This is a genomic window from Haloimpatiens myeolchijeotgali (genome assembly GCF_042688525.2).
Lineage (GTDB): Bacteria > Bacillota > Clostridia > Clostridiales > Clostridiaceae > Haloimpatiens.
Genome location: NZ_JBHWAB010000001.1, coordinates 1,914,410 through 1,934,866, shown reverse-complemented (window position 1 = coordinate 1,934,866; position 20,457 = coordinate 1,914,410). Strand labels below are relative to the sequence as shown.

Here is a 20,457-nt window from a genome sequence, read left to right as displayed (position 1 = left end):
AAATGATATTTTGCGTAAGAAACATTTGAACAAAGTTTACAAGTTCTTAGCTTTACGAATTTGAAAAAAGTTATTTTTTAATTACTGATTCCTACGGAATATTAATTAAAAAATCTTTTTTCAATATGAGTAAAGTTTAGAACTTGTTACTGAAGTGAATAGTTTCTAAGCAAAATATCATTTCCCGTAGCGGCTATTTTTCATCTGCGAAAATTGAGTTAATAAGTAACTAAATTTTCGTATAAAAAACAACTTGCCTTACATATATGAAAGGAATGATCAATTTTGAAAAATATAGCAAGTTTAACATTAAACAGAGATTTACATTATGCTAAAAGTGGTATAGTTAGCTGTTTAATTTCTGGAATAACTTGGGGAATAGATGCTGTTGTACTTGGATATTTATTAACCAGGTATCCCTTTAACAATAAAAACTTTGCTATTGAAGCATCTCTTATAGCCGCTTCAATACATACAGGGTTTTCGTCTATTTTTATTTTAATTTACAATATTTATAATGGTAAAATTAGAGAGTTTGGTAGATGCTTATTTAGCAAAGTAGGAGCAATCATTGTGGTTTGCGCCTTTTGTAGTGGACCAATGGCAATGTCGGGATATTTACTGGGAATCAATATGTCAGGACCTTCTTATACAGCAGTTATAACCTCTAGTTATCCTGCAATAGGAACAGCTTTAGCCGTAATATTCCTCAAAGAAAAGCTAAACAAAAGAACTTTAATAGGAATTTTACTATGTATCCTAGGATCAGTAGCTACAGGATATGTATCACCCACTACTGCATTATATCCTAAGTTCTATTTAGGAATAATATTTGCTTTTATTGCTGCATTAGGATGGGGCTTAGAAGGAGTTTTTGGTGCCTATGCTATGGACATTATAGATCCTGAAATAGCCATTTTAGTTAGACAAACAACTTCTTTTCTTATGTATTTAGTTTTTGTTATTCCATTTATAAAAGGATTTAACATATTTTTTAGTTCTTTTACAAGTTCTAATATAATATTGTTTATATTCTTAGGTTTATTGTGTAGTACATCTTTTATAAGTTGGTATCTTGGTTTAAGTATGACTGGAGTGGGAAGAGCTATGGCCCTTAATATAACTTATCCTATCTGGGTTATCCTATTAGAATGGGCAGTTCAAGGTGTTGTACCTTCTATAAATTTAATAATTGGCTGTGGTGTAATCGTCTTTGGAGCAGTTTTAGTTTCAGGAAACCCAAAAGAAATGTTAAGATTAAGAGAATATAAAGAATAAAAGGAGTAATAACTATGAAAATGAAACTACCTATGAAGTTTAGAATACTTCAATTAATTTGCGAAAAAAGTATTCAACTTAAAATAATAAATACATGTGAAATTATAAATCTGATTAATTTAGAATATGGTAATGAAAAACAATGTTGTCCTAAAACTATAAAAAAACATATTCTAGCATTAAAATGTGTAGGATTAATTAAGGAAACTAATATTTATGAAAATAAAAATCAATTAATATCTGAATATAAATCAACTCGTGAAGGCTTTAATAGAATGAAATTTATACCTAATACTGCTGAAAGCTACAAGGAATGGCTTCCTTTTAAAGGACAAGCTAGTGCCTTACTAAATCACAGCAATTAAAAAATTTATTTTATTGTTAAATGCGTTGGCTTTAGAACCTAAATTCTATTGCCAACGCATTTAACATTTTATTATCAACTCTTATAAAACAAAGGTACATATTATATAAAAAACTTTTCTTCTATATACAATTTTCTAAATCTTATCCAAATGTTTTTTACACAATATACGTTTTTTATCTTATATAAAGTAGAAATTATAAATTTAATTATAAAGTATACCTTTATTATACATTAGCATTTTCAAAAGCTTTATTATTTACTAATTTCTCTTTTATAATTTTAACAGATATTCCTAGAAGCATTCCAAATACTGCTGGAGCTACCCAACCCAAGCCTTCTGCGTAAAGAGGTAATTCACTACATAAATTTGTAACAAATCCTAATTTTATTCCTACTTGTCCTAATGAATCAACTATACTTACAACTCCAGTAAATAGTATTGTCAAGCTATAAACTATTGAACTTTCTTTAAATAAATTATCTAACATCGCAAGTACTATAAGCATTATTGCCATTGGATAAATTGCATTTAGTACTGGCACTGATATTGCAAGAATTTTTGTTAATCCCATATTAGCAAGAATCATACTAGAAAGAGCTAAAATTCTAACCCAACTTTTATATGACATCTTATCAGTTAATGTAGTAAAATATTGGCTACATGAAGTTATAAGACCAACACTAGTTGTTAAACAAGCTAAAGTAAATATAACTGCTAAAAGTACAGCTCCTGGTTTTCCAAATATGTACGTAGTAACATTAGTTAACGTTTGTGCTCCATTTGCAGTGCTTCCAAATCTACCACCACAAGTTGATCCTAAATGTGCAAGCATTGAATAAATAAGTATTAATAAAGATCCTGCTATTATTCCAGCTTTTATTGTTGTGGAAACTACAACTTTTTCATCCTTTACTCCTTTAGATTTTATTGCTAATGCAATAACTATTCCAAAGTTTAGAGCAGCTATTGTATCCATTGTTAAATATCCTTCTAAGAATCCTTTAACAAGTGGTGAAGTCATATATTCTCCGCTTGCTGCACCATAACTACCTAATGGTTTAAATAAAGATCCAATAAACATAACTAAAATTAAAATTAGCAAAGAAGGTGTTAATACCTTACCCATACGATCTACTAACTTAGTTGGTGATAATGAAAGCCAGTACGCTATACTAAAAAATATAAATGTAAATAATAGCATTGCTAAAGTTTTTGATATACCTTGTGGTAAATACGGTGCTACTACCATTTCAAAAGGTAAACTTCCTGCTCTTGGAATACCTAGACAAGGACCTATTGATAAATATATTAGAACTGTAAAGATTCCTGCGAACACAGGATTAACTCTTTTAGCTAACTTAGCTAATCCCCCAGATTTAGCAACTGAAATTACTCCCAAAATTGGAAATCCAACTGCTGTTATAAAAAACGTGGCCATTGCTACCCAAACTTTTGTACCCGCTGATTGCCCCAAAAATGGGGGAAATATTAAATTTCCTGCCCCGAAAAATAGTGAAAATAGCATTAATCCTACAAGTAATAAATCTTTTTTTGATAAATTTTTCATTTCAAATGTCCCCCTTATTTAATGTCTATACTCTTTTGTTAAAACAAAAAACCCGTCCCTTGAAAACAAGGGACGGGATAAACCGCGTTACCACCCTAATTCTATAAAATCAGTTTATAATAAATAAACCTTCTATAGCTCTTAGTTACGTATCTATCAATACGCTTATCTTTTAACGGTGAAAGACTCCGGCAAAACTTACTAAAATATCTTCAGTTTTGCTTCTCAGAGATGATTTTCAGTTATATCTTGAACATTGGCTTACAGCAAAATGCCAACTCTCTGTAGAACAAAATATTACTTACTTTTTCTCTTCATAGAATTTATTTTAATTTTGTATATATAATATACCGATATTTATTTTCTGTCAATACCTATATTAATTTTTTTTGGATAAAAATAAACAATTATACAAAATTAGATGTTTAAACTAAGAATTCAATGTTTATAACCCTACAACACTATGTCCTTCTTTTCAATTGCAAACATGCTAAGTAACAAACTCAAGCATATATATATACACGCAGTTAGTGAAAAATTTAAAATACTGTGAGTATCTAATTTAGTAATAACCTCATATGCATACATTCCTCCAGAAAAAGTAAAATACATTACATTTTTCATCTGTGAATCTATCATCATCATAATAACATCAATTCCAATTCCTAATCCTATAACTGCACCACTATTATTAATAAGCAATGCAATAAAACTTATAACTGAACTAAAAGATAATAAAGGTAATGTTACGCTAGCATAAACTTTTACATTATAAATAAAGTTATTTAACAATTCTCCTTTGCTTCCCAATCCAAAAACAATAGCACCTACGATATAACTTCCAACAAAAGAGATAATTAAAAATATTAATGCATATAAAGCTATGAACAAAAGCTTACCTATTATAAAATCACTCTTTTTTATAGGTGTCATTAATGAAAATTTCATAGTTCCATGAGTATAATCTTCTGTTAATGTTTCTGAGATTACTAACACCATGAACATTGGTACTATTGGTTTCATTAACATTCCAAAAAGAGTTCTAACTAAAAAGTTCTCTGCAGTTATTTCTGATTTTGCATCAGAGATTCCCATAACTGCCATAATAACTATACTCATGATTACAACAGTTGATAATACATAAAATTTTTTACCGTTAAACATTTTTATAATTTCATTTTTCAAAACCTTAAGCATGTTTTTTATCTCCTTCCATTACATTGAAAAAATAATCCTCTAATGAAGTTTCTTTGCACTGTAAATTTTTAACATCAACATCATTAGAAACTAAAAGTTTATTGATACTTTGAAAATTACCTTTTTCTATCCTAACTCTTATACCATCTTGAAAACGTTCAATTTTACAGAAAGTATTTATACTTTTTAATAAACGAGAGGTTTTTTCCTTTTCTATTGTATAAATTTCTATAACTTCCTCATTTGTATTTAAAAGTTCATCAACATATCCTTGAACTTTAAGATTTCCTTTCTCTATAATTCCTATTCTATTACATACTGCCTGAATTTCAGTTAATATATGTGATGATATAAGAAAAGTTATGTGATATTTTTTTGATAAATCCTGTATAAGTTTTCTTATCTCCTTTATTCCCTGCGGATCTAATCCATTAGTTGGTTCATCCAATATAACTATATTAGGATTATTTAAAAAAGCCCTTGCAATTCCAAGCCTTTGCTTCATTCCTAAAGAATATTTGCACACCTTCTTATTTCTTTCATCAGTCAATCTCACCATTTCAAGTACTTCATCTACTCTTTTTTTAGGAACACTATATAAATTAGCCATAAGAAGTAAATTTTTATAACCTGATAATCCTCCATAAAAGCTTGGAGCCTCTACCATAGCTCCTATCTTTTCAATAGCCTTTTCACTATCTTTTTCTACATCATATCCATTAATAACAACTTTACCTGAAGTAGGTTTTATAAGTCCCATAATACTCTTTATGGTTGTACTTTTCCCTGCTCCATTTGGTCCCAAGAATCCATAAATATCTCCTTCATATACAGTTATATTAAGATTATCAACTGCTTTTTTACCTTTATATTTCTTAGTAAGATTATGAGTACTTAGTAAACATTCCTGTTTCATATATAATCAACTCCTTTTCTTCATCGTATGATTATATATTATCAAAATTATACTTGTTCCTCTTTCTTTCATCCTAAGTAATATCTACATATTCATAAGAAACTTTAGTTTTACGGTTATGAAATAAAGTTTTACAGTTATGAAAAAAGACACCCTTATTAGGATGCCTCCTTAAGATGACGTTTCAATATATTTTATCCATAATTCCTGAATAAACATATTTTCTTCAATAGATGTATTTAAAAATACGTTATCGTAATTTGTATCTATAATGTTTTTTACATTATACAAACCTATTCCTCTGTCCTTACCTTTTGTAGAAAAGCCTTCTTTATATATTTTATGAATTTGAGGTTTTTCTCCAAAGAAATTATTATGTACTGCTATAACTACATAATCGTTTTTATTTACAACAGCAACACATATTTTAGGATATTCACATTCTTGTGCCGCTTCAATGGCATTATCCATTAATATTCCTATTATTCTGCACAAATCCATTATATTCATATATACATAATCAATATCTTCAACAATATCAACTTTTATATCTATATTCATTGATGCTGCTTTTATAAGCTTTGTTGATAGTATTGCCTTTAAGCCAACAACTTTAATATATTTAAGCTTATCTATATTACTATTACTCCACTTTATATTCTTGTCCATATCAATAACATTATCATAAAAAAACTCACGCAGCCCTTCTATATTTGCATTATCTATATATTCTTTAAGTGGTGAAAGCATATTTATATAATCATGTTTAAATCTTCTTGTTTCACTATACATTTCTTCAATAATATTAGAATATTCTTCTATTTCATTTTTTTCTTCAATTTCTCTCTGTAACTTTACTCTATATTCAACACTTTTATCATAATAATAAACTATAATACTTATGAGAATAATTGATATCAGTGGCAAAATCTCTGGAACAAAATTTTCCATTAAAAATTCTGTCTTTTCCTTCTCTATCACTGATGTACACGTAAATATATAAATTGATGCTATAATTATAGTTAGTAATATACTTATAATTAAAATCATTCTAAATCTTATTTGTGATGATGAAATTTCTTTATTTACTTTTCTCTTTGAAGGAATATTTTTTATTACTAAACATGTTACAGATACAATAAATAGCATTATTATGAATTGAATTAGCGTATGTTTAAATGGTATATCATATAATTTTGCACCTGAAAATGTATATATAAAAGTATATATTTTATCTGCAAAATATACACTATAAATACTTATCAATATTTTTATTTTACTTTGATCTTCATCATTCCTTAATTGTACTATAGTTATAATTGAAAGTATTGGAAGTATTATGGTATATGAACCAGTGGACAACGCCATTCCAGTTACAAATGAAATAATAAAATATTTTTTTAGATCACTTACACTTAGCATATTTTTATATAAAATATATATTGAAATAAAACACAAAACACTCATTAGTATAGATGGTACAATCATGTAACTCAAAAGCAAATAAAAAAAAGATGTACTCATCATTATAAAAGCCCCCTCATATACCTAAAAGAAACATAACACTCTTCACCATTTATCATAATTACTTTTTTATATTTCTTGTCTATCTCTTCAATTTTATCTTTATTTACAATATATGATTTATGGCATCTATAAAAATTTGAAGTAAGTTTTTCTTGTATATCCTTTAAATTAGCATATAATTCAATTTGCCTGTTTTCTTCGTGAATTCTTATTTTATGAGGAGTACCCGTAGTTTCAATAAAGAGAATATCACTTGGTCTAATATTTATTACTCTTGTATCTGTATTTATGGTGATGTAATCTTCTTTATGTCTTCCTTTGTGATAAGTATTATAGGATTTTAGAATACAACTATTTACTCTTTCTTTAAAATCATCATCATCCTTAATTACATAATCCATAGCCTCTACTTTATATTTAAACGCTAAATAGCTCATTTCTAAATGCGTAGTTGTAAAAATTATATATCCAAAAGAATCTAATTCTCTAATCTTTTCACCAAGCCTTATACCATTTATATTATTCTTTAAATCTACATCCAAAAGATAAATTCCTGTCCTATTATTGTTTTCTATATAATTTATGATTTCTTTAGGATTTTCTGTACAAATTGCTATCTTCAAATCTAATTTTTCTCTTAAAATAGTATTCTCAACAAGCTGCTTCAACTTAGCTCTATGAACTTTATTATCTTCACAAATCATTACTTCTAACATTGTTATTTACCCTCGCTTAATGTCAAATTTAAAATATAAAAATACCTGTCAATACAATATCCCAATGATATAATTCAGCTTTTTTATTTTTCTTCCTCCTCATAGATAAAGATATCTTCGATGTCCCTTTTAAAATATCTTGCAATTTTAAAAGCAAGAATAATAGATGGATTATATCTTCCATTTTCAATGGAACCTATTGTTTGTCTTGATACTTCTAAAGCTTCTGCTAATTCTTCTTGCCTAATTCCCATTTGTTTTCTTAATTCTTGAAGCCTATTTTTCACATTTGTTTGCTCCTTTCTAAAACCTATGTAAAGTTTGCTTTCCATAACTATTGTACTGTCCAAATTTTGTAATGTCAACCTATTTTCCATTTTTTCTCAAAATATTACTTTTTTCATATAACCGCCTCTATCCGTTTATAATTATAATCAACTTTCCCAGTAAAAAATACTGTCTAGCAAAGAGAAATTATATATTGACGAAATAATTAACAGTTGAAAGAGGACAGTTGACAGTTAAATATACCTTTCTGTTAACAAGGTATATTTTACATAAAAACAAAAACTAGCTTACTATAAACACAATAAGCTAGTTATAAATGTAAAATTCTTATTAATCCTCAACCTTATTTGTCATTTTCCCAATATTCTCAATTATACAAGTAACCTCATCTCCGGAATTTAAAAATTTTGCAGGTTTGAATCCCATACCTACACCACAAGGAGTACCTGTAGATATTATATCTCCTGGTTTTAACGTAATACCCTTAGAAAGTTCACTTATTATATACGGTATATCAAAAATCATTTCTTTTGTATTAGAATTTTGACGTAATTCTCCATTAATATAACACTTAATATCTAACTCTATAGGAAATTTGATTTTACTTTTGTGTACTATATAAGGGCCCATAGGACACGTTCCATCTAAACTCTTCCCTGCAAGCCACTGAGTATGTTTAGTTTGCAGATTTCTTGCTAATATATCATTTAAAATTGTATATCCAAATATATATTCTTCTACCTTGTCTCTTGCTATGTTTCTCCCTTCTTTTCCTATTATAATAGCTAATTCAACCTCATAATCTAGCTCCTTTGTTATATCTATATGAGATGAAATGTTTTTCCCATCTGGGACAGCCCTATCTACAAGCTTACAAAAATAAATTGGATTTTCTGGAATACCACCTTTTAAATCCATTGCACTTGGTACTTCTTTTACATGTTCCTTATAATTTTTTCCTAAACATATAATTCCCCTTCTAGGTTCTGGAATAGGTGCTTGCAATTCTATTTTTTCAATTTTAATACCTTTATTTTCTTCTATTTTTTTTCTTATCTTAGTTTCATATTCAATTTTATAGTTATCAATAAATTCTAACATGGATATATTTGTTTTTAATTTCAATACAGTACTCAAATCTATAACCTTATTCCCATCTTTTGAAACAACACCAATTTTTTCTTCATTGTTATACTTATAAGTTAAAAATTTCATAATATTTTTCCTCCTTTGTTTTATAGTTATTTGCATATACCTAATAATCTACTAAAGCTTAAACTTTGAAATCTTTTCTTCCAATACTTCTGAACTATTCTTTGACTCTTTTGTTAATTCTAAGATATGACTAGATTTTGAAGTTATATCTGTTACCTTTTGGGCAATATCTGTTGTTCCCTGAGCACCTTCATTAGCCGCCTCTGCTACTGCTTCAATAACTTTTAACACATCTCGTGTTGTAGCTAACAATTCTTCTGAAGTTGAACTAAACTCTGTAACAAGACTGTCCACGAATTCTGCATCTTCGCTATATTTATCTATAACATTAAACATATTTTTATAATCATTATATACATCAGTATCCACAAATTGAAGCAATTCATTTGAACTACTAGCAAGTTCATCAACTGATTCTGTAACTTTAGCAGTAGTATTTTGTATTTCAATCACAGTATTTTTAGACTGTTCAGCAAGTTTTCTAACTTCTTCAGCTACTACAGCAAAACCTCTACCTGCTTCTCCTGCCCTTGCAGCTTCTATTGCTGCATTTAAAGAAATTAAATTAGTTTGTTCCGTTATTTGCATTATAGCTTTAGATAGAATATCTATTTGTTCCACTATTTTTGAATTTTCAATAGCTTTTTTAAGCTCCTCTTTTGTTACTGATAAAACATTAATAGCTTTCTTCTGTGATTCAGCAACCTGTTTTTTGCTATCCACTGCTCTTTTACTAATTTTTAGTACTTTTGCTGCACCATTTTGTGATTTATTAGCTATTAGTTGTACAGCTTTTTCAATTTCCTGGGCACTAGCACTCATTTCCTCTGATGATGCTGATGTTTCCTCCAATCCTGCTGCTAATTCCTCTGTATTCGCTGCTACATTTTCAATATAAGCTAATGTTTCCTTTGTATCCGTATTAATATTATTGGAATTTTGCAAAATTTCAATTGATTCTTGTTTTAAACTTTCCACAGTTTTTATTAATTCTTCTCTAAGTGATATTAAGCTATTTCCCATAACACCTATTTCATCTTTACTTGAAATCATTATATTTATATTCTCTTTACTTGACGTTAAATCTAATTTGCCCATTTTTTCTATGAATTTAGTAGCAATTTCTATTGGATTAGATATTTTTTTACTAATGCAAAGTGCAATTAATATTGATACTACTACACCTATAAATATAACAAAGACAATAATATATACCACTTTATTTAAATTTTTAAAAACTTCTACATTTGGTACATTAACTCCTATAATTTGACCATTGTCCATTGTATAATATCCAATTAAAGTTTGTTTTCCTTCATAATTACATTCTATAATCGATGATTTTTTATTTCCCATTTCATCTGTTATATGTTTATATTTTCCATTATCTATAGTACTAAAATTATCTTTAGATGTTTTATTTTTGTCAACTAAAAAAGTATAATCATTACTTAATAAAAAAACACTACCAGTATCATATATCTTTGTTGATAATACTAATTTTTTTAATCTTTCAAATGAAATATCTACACCTGCTACTCCAACTAATTCATCATTACAATACACAGGCATAGTATATGATATCATACTTATCTTTCTATTTTCATCTACATAAATTTTAGACCATACTCCTTTTTTAGATTTTATAGGATTATAATACCAAGAAAAATTTTCATTTTCTTCTTTATAATCTTCTAATTTATTTGCATTAATATGTATATCATTTTCTTCTCTTCTGTAGGATATATCAAAGCTTCTATTTCCACTTGTAAATTTAGGATCAAAATTTATATATAACCCCACTATGTCCTTATTAGTATCTCCTAAACTTTTAACTATACTTCCTAATTCTTTTTCATAATTATCTAAGTAATTGTCATCTTTAACCTTTGAAATATCTATACTACTTAGTACTATTCCTGATAATTCTTCAACTGTATTTTTAGCCTTCTCAGTTTGTATACTAAATTCATTTCCTATACTTGAAGCTATATTTAATAGCTTGTCTTTAGCTTCTGTTTTAATAATACCTGTAGATTTTACAATACTTGTAATACCTACTATAGATGATACTATAACTGAACATAACACTATAACAGAAACTATTTTTGTACGAATCTTTCTTTTCAAATTAAAGCCTCCTTTTTTATTTAATAAATACTTTCTTGAACATTGTCTTTGTAATTTTTTAAACCTTTTATCTAATTTCTTAACTTTATTAGTTCTATTAATATTTTTAGTATCTAAACTATCTATATTTGTTATTGCAAATTGCTTTATACCTAGCATCTATTAACCATATTATACCATGAATTTCATTTTATTTCTGATGTATTCTTAAAACAAATAGGAGGGAAATACTTATATCCCTCCTACTTTATTTAAAAATCATTTACCTAATTATATTATTTATTCATTTTACTTAAACACAGGTATCTCAAAATAAAGCACTGAATTTTCTGTTTGTTCAACCACTTGTTTTATTATATAGGTTTGCTTATATGCCCAACCTATATCTGTAGCATATTCATGCCAAACATTAGCTAAATCCCACTTCATTTTATACAAAGTATCTTGCTGTCTATATGAATTTATATATCCTTTTGAAATGAATTCTGCTCCCCCAATTATTGCATCATTCACTGTAAACCATCCATTTTTATAAGCAAACTCTGCTCCATATTTATCAGCATTGGCATCATAAGCCCCCGCAGCATATACATTATATACAACTTTCGGTTGAACAGGTTGTCCATCTACAGAGGAAACTAATATTCCATTAGCTAAGTTAGATGTACCGTTTCCTGTTTCAAGAAGCGAATGAGCTACTAAATAAATTGGGTTTACATTATGCTTTTGTCCAGCTGTCATATAAACTTGTCCTCTATTTTTTAATATTCCCTTAGTACTTAAAATTTTGTCTAAGTCATTTAAACTAATACCATCTCTATAATTAAGTCTTAAAAACATGTATTTACCTTGGTCATGATTTTCAAAATTAGAAGGATTCATGTAATAAGCTAATTTTTCTAGTGTAACTTCTCCTCTGCCATAGTCTACATTAAACCCTTCAGTAAATTGTCTATTAATATAATATTGTAAAGTATTACTATATTCTTTAAATTCAAATACATTGTTTGAATATACATTAAGTACTAACCTTTGAACTGCTGTTTTCGATACAACGCCTGATGAACCTAGCACTTTTAAGTTTTCTGTAGTCTTAAGCTTTTCTAAGAAATTAGAATTTTTGATTTGTGTAATGCCATTGGTAAGAAATATAGGTGAGTTAATTTTTGCTGCACCACCAGAACCTGATAATGCATCTGGATAATCAGAAGCCGTTGCAATAAATACATTACCATAATCTAAATCATTTATAAATTCAGTGATTACAGCTAAATTAGTTGCAAATCTATCTTTTCCAGCTAACCTTTTAAACCCTTTTAACTTATTTGATATATCAGTTGAAACTACGCCCGTTCCCCCTACTATATACCCTTGATTTATATTATTATCATTCATAAATCTTAAAGTATCTGTAGGTAAACTATTTTTACCTGTTAATAATATAGGAATCTGCTTTGCCGCTGCTATAGATGCTATAGATAGCGCATCTGGGAAGCTCTGCCCTGATGCAATAACAACATTGTCCACATTACCTATCATTTTTGCAACCTCTATACTTGTCTCATATCTATCTTTTCCAGCTATTCTAATAACATTAATACCTATATTTTTTAACATATTTTCTACATTAATATCAACAACTCCAGTTCCTCCTATTATATATACATTTTTGGCTTTTAATCTCTTTATTTCATTTAATATATTAGACGGTATGTCTTGTTTCTCTGTTAGCAATATAGGAGCATCATATTTTTTGCTTAAAGGTGAAGCACTTAAGGCATCTGGAAAATCTCTACCTGATACTAATATTACATTATCACTTTGACTCCAATGATTTACACTAACTTCTATAGAAGTTTCATATCTATTTATACCACCCAATCTTACCTCATTGGCTACTGCTTGTACAATGGTTGTTTTCAATACTAGTAAAAAAACAGCTAAAACCATAACAGTACTAAATCGTCTCACTTTCCATCACCTCTCATATATATCATAATAAATATTGTGTATGACATATAATATCATAAATCAATGCAATATTTATAATGTAAATATATGAACAGTAACACAAATATACCTAATTTTAATACGTCATCCTTACGTTATAATTTTACATAAACTTATCACTCTCTAAATTTACTTAACTTTAAACCAATAATTTTTTTTAAAAAATTTATGTTTTTCTTAATAACTCAACTTTCACAGGTAAAAAACAGCCGCTACAGGAAATGATATCTTGCTTAGAAACCTTTCACTTCAGTAACAAGTTCTAAGCTTTACTCATATTGAAAAAAGATTTTTTAATTAATATTCCGTAGGAATCAGTAATTAAAAAATAACTTTTTTCAAATTCGTAAAGCTAAGAACTTGTAAACTTTGTTCAAATGTTTCTTACGCAAGATATCATTTCCCTTCGCTAGACAGTATTTTTTTACTGCAAAAGTTGAATTAATAATAAATAAAAGCACCAGTTATTTGTAAAATACAATGTACCAGTGCTTTTGTATCTTAAAATCTAAAAAAGTTCCATTTGCTCTACAACCGTTTCTTCTATTTTAAACCTAGAAGATACAAGTTTTTCTACAATTTCTTCACCTTTTACATGATCAGATTTTAAATACTTCAATCCACTTTTAAGTTTTGACGGCATAAGATTAAGTACATATATATTATCAAATCTATTATATATAGAATCTCCTCCTAATCCAGACAAACAAATAAGTTGAGTATTACTCTTTTTAGCTATATCCATAAGTGGTTTTAATAAGTGTTCTGAACTTGTCTGAGCAAATGGATTATCCATTATAATAACTTTACCATCTTCACTACCTGCAAATATATCCGTTTCATCTCTTCTCATATAAGATAATAAGCTTGATAATATAACAAACGCTGAAAGAAAACCTTCTCCCCCCGAATTTTGTGCAACTGCATCCCAGCTTATTTGAATTTGTTTATCTTCCTCTATTTTATAAAGCTTCACATCTATATTGCTTATAGATACAACTTCATTATATAAATCTCTAGTATTAATATTTTTAGATATCAATTCTTCTATATTTTCATTATTTTGTAGTCTTTCAATAGCTTTCATTGTAAGAGAATCTATAAAATCATTAACTCTTATTTTATAGAGTTCAGTATTAGATTCCCAATCAGGTAATTTTATATTAAGCATTTTTATATACTTATCTCTTATTTTTATAGAGGAATTATTGTCAATTTGACCTATATTACTATGTACTTCCAATATATATTCATAAATGCTTTGGCATACATTTTCCTTTTCCTTTGTAATTACATCAATATCCGCCTGAAGCTTTTCCATTAATGCTTTGTGCGCCTCTAACGTTATAGTTAAATTTTCTATAACCACATTTGGCTCATTCACAACCCTTTCAATTGTTTCTAATGATTTTTTAAAGAAATCATCATTTAAAAACATAGGTTTTCTTGCTACTCTATTAATTTCATTACTCAAAACTACTCTCTTTTTTGATTCCTCATCTAAAGAATTTCTATAATCTCTCTGAAGTTCACCTCTGTATTTGTTTAAATCTTGGAATGAAACGTCTATCTTAATTTCTTCTGTTATATCAAAATCCTTAAATTCTTCTAAATTAGATAAATTTCTTTTAATTTTATCTATAATAATCTCACATCTATCTTTTTCTTTTTTAAAATTTTCCAATTCACATTTCTTTTCAAATATCCTTTTACTAAAATCTTTGTTTATTATATCTTGCCTTTGTTTGGGAATATCTTTATTAAAATTCTCTTTAATTTTTTCATATAAATTTTCTATATCACTTTTTATTTTTACTAAGTTTATTTCAAGTTTATTTATGTTATTTTTCAAGTTCTCCTTTCCATGTACACTTATACTTATTTTCCTTCTTATCTCTTCTTCCATAAATCTATCATAATTTACATCTCTATATTCATTTTCATTTAACTCATATTCTTCCCCTTTAAATATTAAATCTTCTTCTTTTATTTTTAATCTTTCATTAGCATCTTTCAGATTTTCCTCTAATAAATCTATGTCTGAAGAAATTTTTTTTGATAAACTAATATATCTAGCTTCTAAATCTTCAATATCCTTTTGTATAATATTTCCTTCATTGTGCTGCATATATTTATTTAATCTTTCCCTATTTTTTCTCATATTTTCTTTTAAATCTCTATTTGCATCTTCAAAATTTATTAGTGTTTTCTCTAGATTTATTAATTCCTTTTCTTTATTATTTTTACTTCTATTTAGTTCTTCTATATCTTTTGTGATAATATTTAATTTTTCCTTATCTAAAGTGTATATTTCATAATTTTTAACTAGTATATTAAAATCCTCTATTTCTCTTCTAAATACTGATAATTCATTTTCTTTAGTCCTTATAAATTTTGCTGTTTTATCTATTAAAATATTTGTATCCTTTATATTTTCTCTAAGTTTTTCTAATTCACTTTCTTTTGTTTTTAATTCTTCCTCTTTTAAAATAATATCTTTCTGCAATTTTTCATAAGATTTCTTATTTAACTTAGAAAATCGTATTATATTCTTCTTATCATCATAAAATTCAATTTCTTTTTTCTTAATATCTAGTGATTCTTCTAGAGCATTTATATCTCTTTCTTTTTCACATAACAGATTTTTCAATTCATCTTCGTTAATTAATTTATTATTAAATGCTACATAAAAAGTAATTTCATCTAAAGAACATAATGAATTCATTTTTTTATTAATTTTCGAAGTTAAACTATCCCTTTGAATTATAGGAATAGGATATGATGTGAATAAACCCAAATCTTCCTTTTTAAATTTAATTAAATCTTCTTTTTCCATTATTAAACAATACGGAAGAAATGGATTGTTTTCTATTAACTTTATATTTTGCTCTTCACTATAGTTATTCTTTTTAAGCCAATCAATACCATATATTATATTTATATCTTTAAGTCTAAGTTTATTTTCCATCTCTTTTGGTATTTCTAAAGTTCTTCCTGTTTGAAGCTTCCTCTTTTCATCCTTTGCTTTATCTAATTTAGTTCTCAATTTATTTTCTTCTTCTTTTAAATATTTAATTTTACTTATGAACTCATTTATTATGTATTCACTATTAAATAGCTTATCTTCTTCTATATTTACATATTTTATAATCTTTTTTCTATTTTCTATTTCCTCTTTAAATAATCTTTGCTGTTTTCTCATATTATTAAATTCATTATTAATACTACTTGTTTCTTTTACAAAGTCTTCCCTTTGTCTTTCCATTCTTTTAATTTCTAGTAATTTTTCTTCATAAAGTTTCTTCTTTTCAATAACCATTTTCTCTTTTTTCTTTAAATAATCTTCATATTCTAATAATGTACTATGTATGAAATTTTCAGCATAATATCCTGTAATACTTCTGGCACAATTTTTATTATATCTTTTGTTAAAGTCATCTTCTTTTCTTGAGAAAGATTCAATATTATTTTGCAGCTTTCCATTAACTATACTATTTTCTTGAAGCTTTTTATTTATTTCCTCTATTCCCTTCTTAATCTTTTCTATATCTACCCTTAAATTTTTTATATTCCCTTCATTTATCTTTATACTGCTGCAAATTTCCTTGTCTTTCGATTCATAATACTTTCTTAATGTAAAACCAATATCTTGCCTTTCAGGCTCTAAATCTTTATTTTCTTCATTTAATATTTCTATTTGATTTTCATATTTTTGAACATCTTTTGAAGCCTTAACATACTCTGCATATATCTTAGCACATTCTAATATATGCTTTTTCTTTTCAAATACTTCTATATCATTACTGACTAAAGAAAGGTTATCTTCTTTTTCTTCTTTCTTTTTTATTAAATCTGCAGCTTCATCTTTAAGCTCATATACTTTAAGGGAAGTTTCTTCATATTTAATTTCTGAAATGGCATTTTCTATATCCAAAATTATATTATAAAATTCTTCTCTTTTCTTTTCTTCTAAACTTAAATTATTCTCTAAAAATTTAATAAGATTTGATATTTTATTTTTTAAACCTTCACTATTATTTTTAGACTCTAAAAAATCTTTTGCAGATTTTAATATATCGTTGGCGCAAATTTCAAACTCCTTTATAGACTCTTTTTTTTCTATTTTAGATTGATTATCTCTATACTGATATATGTACTTTCTAATTATTTCTCCAAAATTTTTAACCTTATTTTCTTCTCTATTTAATTTATCTTCTACAGTTTTAATAAACCATTTTTCTACAAGACCATTTACATTCTTTGCATCTTGAAATAATTCTGATAATCCTGATTCCCTCATATTAATCTTTTTAATTATACTTTCCCACTCTTTATGATTTATTTTATATTCCTGCAAATTATTAAAATAATTTCTAATCTGTGATGATACTGACATATCAAAATAATTAAATGTTGTACTTGTATCCTTTTTTAAATGTTCAAATAGAGATTTTGCACTAGTATAACTCTTTATTCTTTTAATTTTTTCTTTCTCTTCTACTAATGGAAAATTACGAATATCATACTTATTATCTTTGCCATATTCATATATGAAATTTATGATATCCAATTCATCTTCTGAATCATCATCAGAATGTACACTCTTTTTTCTAACCATCATGCCTGTTAATATACATCCTGCTCCTCCATCTAAAGCCCATTCAACTAAAATATACGTAGGAGAAGGTGATTTAAAATATCCTTTAAAAGGTCTATCTTTTAAATCTCTATATCTTTTATTTACAAATGGAGCCATAAGTATTTGAACCATTACAGACTTTCCTCCACCATTTCTAAGAGACAAAAGAGTGCTTTCCCCTCCTAACTCAAATATTTCATCATCCACTTTCATAGAATTGTTATTATAATTTAAATTTACTATTCTAAAAGCATTAATTTTACTAATTTTCATCATCTCCCAGCGCTTTTACTACTCTTTCATAGTTGTTTTTATTTAATATATTCCAATCCATAAAATTATCCAGTTTAGAAGTTGTTATTATCATATCATCTGCTTCAATATAATTAATAAGTCCTTGTTTTTCTAAAAAATTAAGTATTGTATATATAAATCCTTCCTTGGTAGTCTTTGCCTTAGTTTGCTTGTCAGAACTTCTTAAAGCTTCCCAACGCTCTAATATATTAGTATACGCAATACCCGTTCTATCTTGAAATTCTTCTAAATTTTCCTTTTCTACACCTTGTTTTAATCTAGCACTTATTATATTTAAAAATTCTCCACTTTTTATAAAATCTCTACACTTACTGGATTTTCCTTGTGACGAATAAAACTCTACAAGTAACGTTAAAATAACAAACTGTGATAAATAATAATCCTTATCATTACAATTAGATTTACAAAGTAATTTTTTTAATTCTCCTTTAGAATAACCTAAAAAATCATTATCCTCGTATGGTATGATATATATAACTCCACTATATTTTTCTACTCTACATCTACAATTTTCACCTAATTTTTTTACTAAATTCATTATTTCTTCACTTTCTGAATACATCCTGTATAACTCTCTTTCCTTATCTTCTGAGAGCTGTCCATTTTGTAATAAATAATAAAATATCTTATCACTGGAATTTATATCTTCAATAGTATACATAAGTTTTCCCTCTCTATCTTTCTATTTTAAAAAGCACATCAGAACATATTACTGTTTTTACTATTCCATTTTCACTTTTAAGTCCATTAAATCTAATTTTTTCATTGTTAAATATTTTTGATATGTATATATGTTTTAAATTACTTAACTCTATAGATTCTGATACCAATTTCAATATAGTTTCATTTAATTGAAATTGAAGTTGACCCTTTTCCGTTATAACTGATTCTTTTTCTTTTTTAAGTTCTTCTATATCTATGTCCTTGCATTTTAACATCTCAATTATTATTTCTCTAAAAATTTCAACAGTTGGAATTAAAACTTGTCTAAGATCATCATTTTCTTTAATCTTATGGGATATTTTTTTTAAAGATATTTCATTTTTTTCACATGCATAATTTAAAATTATTTTTATTGAATCTTCATATTTTTTTAGTTTAAGTCTTTCTTTCTCTTCTTTTTCTTTAAGCCATGTTGCTTCTTCAAAAGATATTTCTTCATCAGCTTCTAGCTCTTTTGCTTTTATAGTTTTTTGATATTGCAAACATTTATTAATATTATAAAATTTATTAATAGGCGCTCTATATAAAGGTGTTAAAATATAATCTATATTTTCTAAATTTGAACTGTTTTCTATGACTTTATCATATATATCTGTATTAATATTAAATCTCTTTATAATAGACATTGAAGTCATCTCTTCAAGTTCCTTTGAATAAATACTTTTAAAGTCAAAATGAGTATTTAATATCTTTTGCTGCTCTTCAATGGCCCTTCCTAAATACTTTTCTATAATTCCTAAAAATTTTAAGTTTTCTAGCTCCTTTTTATCTAATTTTTTTACATTAATATCCTGCTCTTTAAGTTCAATTATTCTATCATTAACCATCTTTCTGTAATCATTAAATTTTGTTCTTGTTTCATTTAGTGATGACATATTTTCTTCTAATAATTTTCTATATTCCTTTGCTGAATAATTTAAAGCGTTTTGCCTTATTCTTCTTATTGCCTCCTGCATCTTTTGAAGCTGTATTCTAAGAAGATTAAATATATTTTTCATATCATCTACAGCTTTATCATAACTTGCTTTATCAATGTGAAGTTTAAAAATCATTTCCTGTATTGTTAATTTCATATTGTTTTCAATCTCTAGAGTTGATAATATAAGAGAATACCCATCATCTGTTAAATAATAAGATGTCCTTCTAACCGCATCATCAATATAAACTATCTTATTTCCAACAAAACTTATATATATATCCTTATACTCTTCATCTTCAAAATTAAATCCCTTGAAATACATGGCTCTTCCTTCATCACAAAGTACAGTATTAACGATAAACTCTCCAAGTTCCCTGCACTGTTCAAAACTTAAAGATTTTTTAAAATATCTCATATTTATATCATCAATAAAGCCACTTATACTGTCTATAGTACAATATTCATCTTTCAGTGACTGTTCCATTATATACAACATAACTGAAAAAATTAAATTTATATATTCATAGGATTCATCAAACCCATAATTTTTCCATGTATTTTTGAACATACTATTTTTGCAAATTAAAGCATAAGCTCCAACTTTCTTCATTCTTATATCAAAGTTCTTAAGAAAATCAACTTTCATCTT

General features: G+C 26.6%; 14 protein-coding genes and 1 other annotated feature. Of the genes, 2 read left to right on the top strand and 12 right to left on the bottom strand.

Features of this window, described 5'->3' with window-relative positions:
* Window positions 1–285 precede the first annotated feature (285 nt).
* Window positions 286–1,278, top strand: a complete 993-nt coding sequence (locus ACFIJ5_RS08635; RefSeq protein WP_379806070.1) for a DMT family transporter — start codon at window positions 286–288, stop codon at window positions 1,276–1,278.
* A 14-nt stretch (window positions 1,279–1,292) separates the two neighbouring features.
* Window positions 1,293–1,643 (top strand): hypothetical protein, encoded by a 351-nt coding sequence (locus ACFIJ5_RS08630; RefSeq protein WP_379806068.1) that lies wholly within the window; start codon window positions 1,293–1,295, stop codon window positions 1,641–1,643.
* Between the two features lie 226 nt (window positions 1,644–1,869).
* On the opposite strand, the gene brnQ is transcribed toward ACFIJ5_RS08630, so the two are convergent.
* From brnQ to ACFIJ5_RS08570, 12 genes are all read right to left on the bottom strand, one after another.
* Window positions 1,870–3,213: a branched-chain amino acid transport system II carrier protein gene (brnQ, locus tag ACFIJ5_RS08625; protein ID WP_379806066.1), complete on the bottom strand. Its 1,344-nt coding sequence runs from the start codon at window positions 3,211–3,213 to the stop codon at window positions 1,870–1,872.
* A gap of 65 nt (window positions 3,214–3,278) precedes the next feature.
* Window positions 3,279–3,540: a binding site (T-box leader), on the bottom strand.
* Between the two features lie 126 nt (window positions 3,541–3,666).
* On the bottom strand, window positions 3,667–4,410 hold the full coding sequence (locus tag ACFIJ5_RS08620; protein WP_379806064.1) for an ABC transporter permease: 744 nt from the start codon (window positions 4,408–4,410) through the stop codon (window positions 3,667–3,669).
* A complete protein-coding gene (locus ACFIJ5_RS08615) occupies window positions 4,403–5,326 on the bottom strand; it encodes an ABC transporter ATP-binding protein (protein ID WP_379806061.1) in 924 nt (307 codons plus the stop codon). The genes ACFIJ5_RS08620 and ACFIJ5_RS08615 overlap by 8 nt, the downstream gene beginning before the upstream one ends.
* A 171-nt stretch (window positions 5,327–5,497) precedes the next feature.
* Window positions 5,498–6,853 (bottom strand): sensor histidine kinase, encoded by a 1,356-nt coding sequence (locus ACFIJ5_RS08610; protein ID WP_379806059.1) that lies wholly within the window; start codon window positions 6,851–6,853, stop codon window positions 5,498–5,500.
* Window positions 6,853–7,569 carry a LytR/AlgR family response regulator transcription factor gene (locus ACFIJ5_RS08605; RefSeq protein WP_379806057.1) on the bottom strand — a complete coding sequence of 239 codons (717 nt, stop codon included), beginning with the start codon at window positions 7,567–7,569 and terminating at the stop codon, window positions 6,853–6,855. The genes ACFIJ5_RS08610 and ACFIJ5_RS08605 overlap by 1 nt, the downstream gene beginning before the upstream one ends.
* 83 nt (window positions 7,570–7,652) lie before the next feature.
* Window positions 7,653–7,856 (bottom strand): helix-turn-helix transcriptional regulator, encoded by a 204-nt coding sequence (locus ACFIJ5_RS08600; RefSeq protein ID WP_379809576.1) that lies wholly within the window; start codon window positions 7,854–7,856, stop codon window positions 7,653–7,655.
* Window positions 7,857–8,187: 331 nt separating this feature from the next.
* Window positions 8,188–9,072, bottom strand: a complete 885-nt coding sequence (locus ACFIJ5_RS08595; RefSeq protein ID WP_379806055.1) for a fumarylacetoacetate hydrolase family protein — start codon at window positions 9,070–9,072, stop codon at window positions 8,188–8,190.
* Between the two features lie 51 nt (window positions 9,073–9,123).
* Window positions 9,124–11,361, bottom strand: coding sequence for a methyl-accepting chemotaxis protein (locus tag ACFIJ5_RS08590; RefSeq protein WP_379806052.1), 2,238 nt, complete (start codon window positions 11,359–11,361; stop codon window positions 9,124–9,126).
* A 129-nt stretch (window positions 11,362–11,490) separates the two neighbouring features.
* Window positions 11,491–13,173: a cell wall-binding repeat-containing protein gene (locus ACFIJ5_RS08585; RefSeq protein WP_379806050.1), complete on the bottom strand. Its 1,683-nt coding sequence runs from the start codon at window positions 13,171–13,173 to the stop codon at window positions 11,491–11,493.
* A gap of 547 nt (window positions 13,174–13,720) precedes the next feature.
* Window positions 13,721–18,124 (bottom strand): coiled-coil domain-containing protein, encoded by a 4,404-nt coding sequence (locus ACFIJ5_RS08580; protein WP_379806048.1) that lies wholly within the window; start codon window positions 18,122–18,124, stop codon window positions 13,721–13,723.
* On the bottom strand, window positions 18,114–18,827 hold the full coding sequence (locus tag ACFIJ5_RS08575; RefSeq protein ID WP_379806046.1) for a DUF6063 family protein: 714 nt from the start codon (window positions 18,825–18,827) through the stop codon (window positions 18,114–18,116). Before ACFIJ5_RS08575 ends, ACFIJ5_RS08580 begins: the two co-directional genes overlap by 11 nt.
* Before the next feature lie 13 nt (window positions 18,828–18,840).
* Window positions 18,841–20,454: a hypothetical protein gene (locus ACFIJ5_RS08570; RefSeq protein ID WP_379806044.1), complete on the bottom strand. Its 1,614-nt coding sequence runs from the start codon at window positions 20,452–20,454 to the stop codon at window positions 18,841–18,843.
* Window positions 20,455–20,457: the final 3 nt, after the last annotated feature.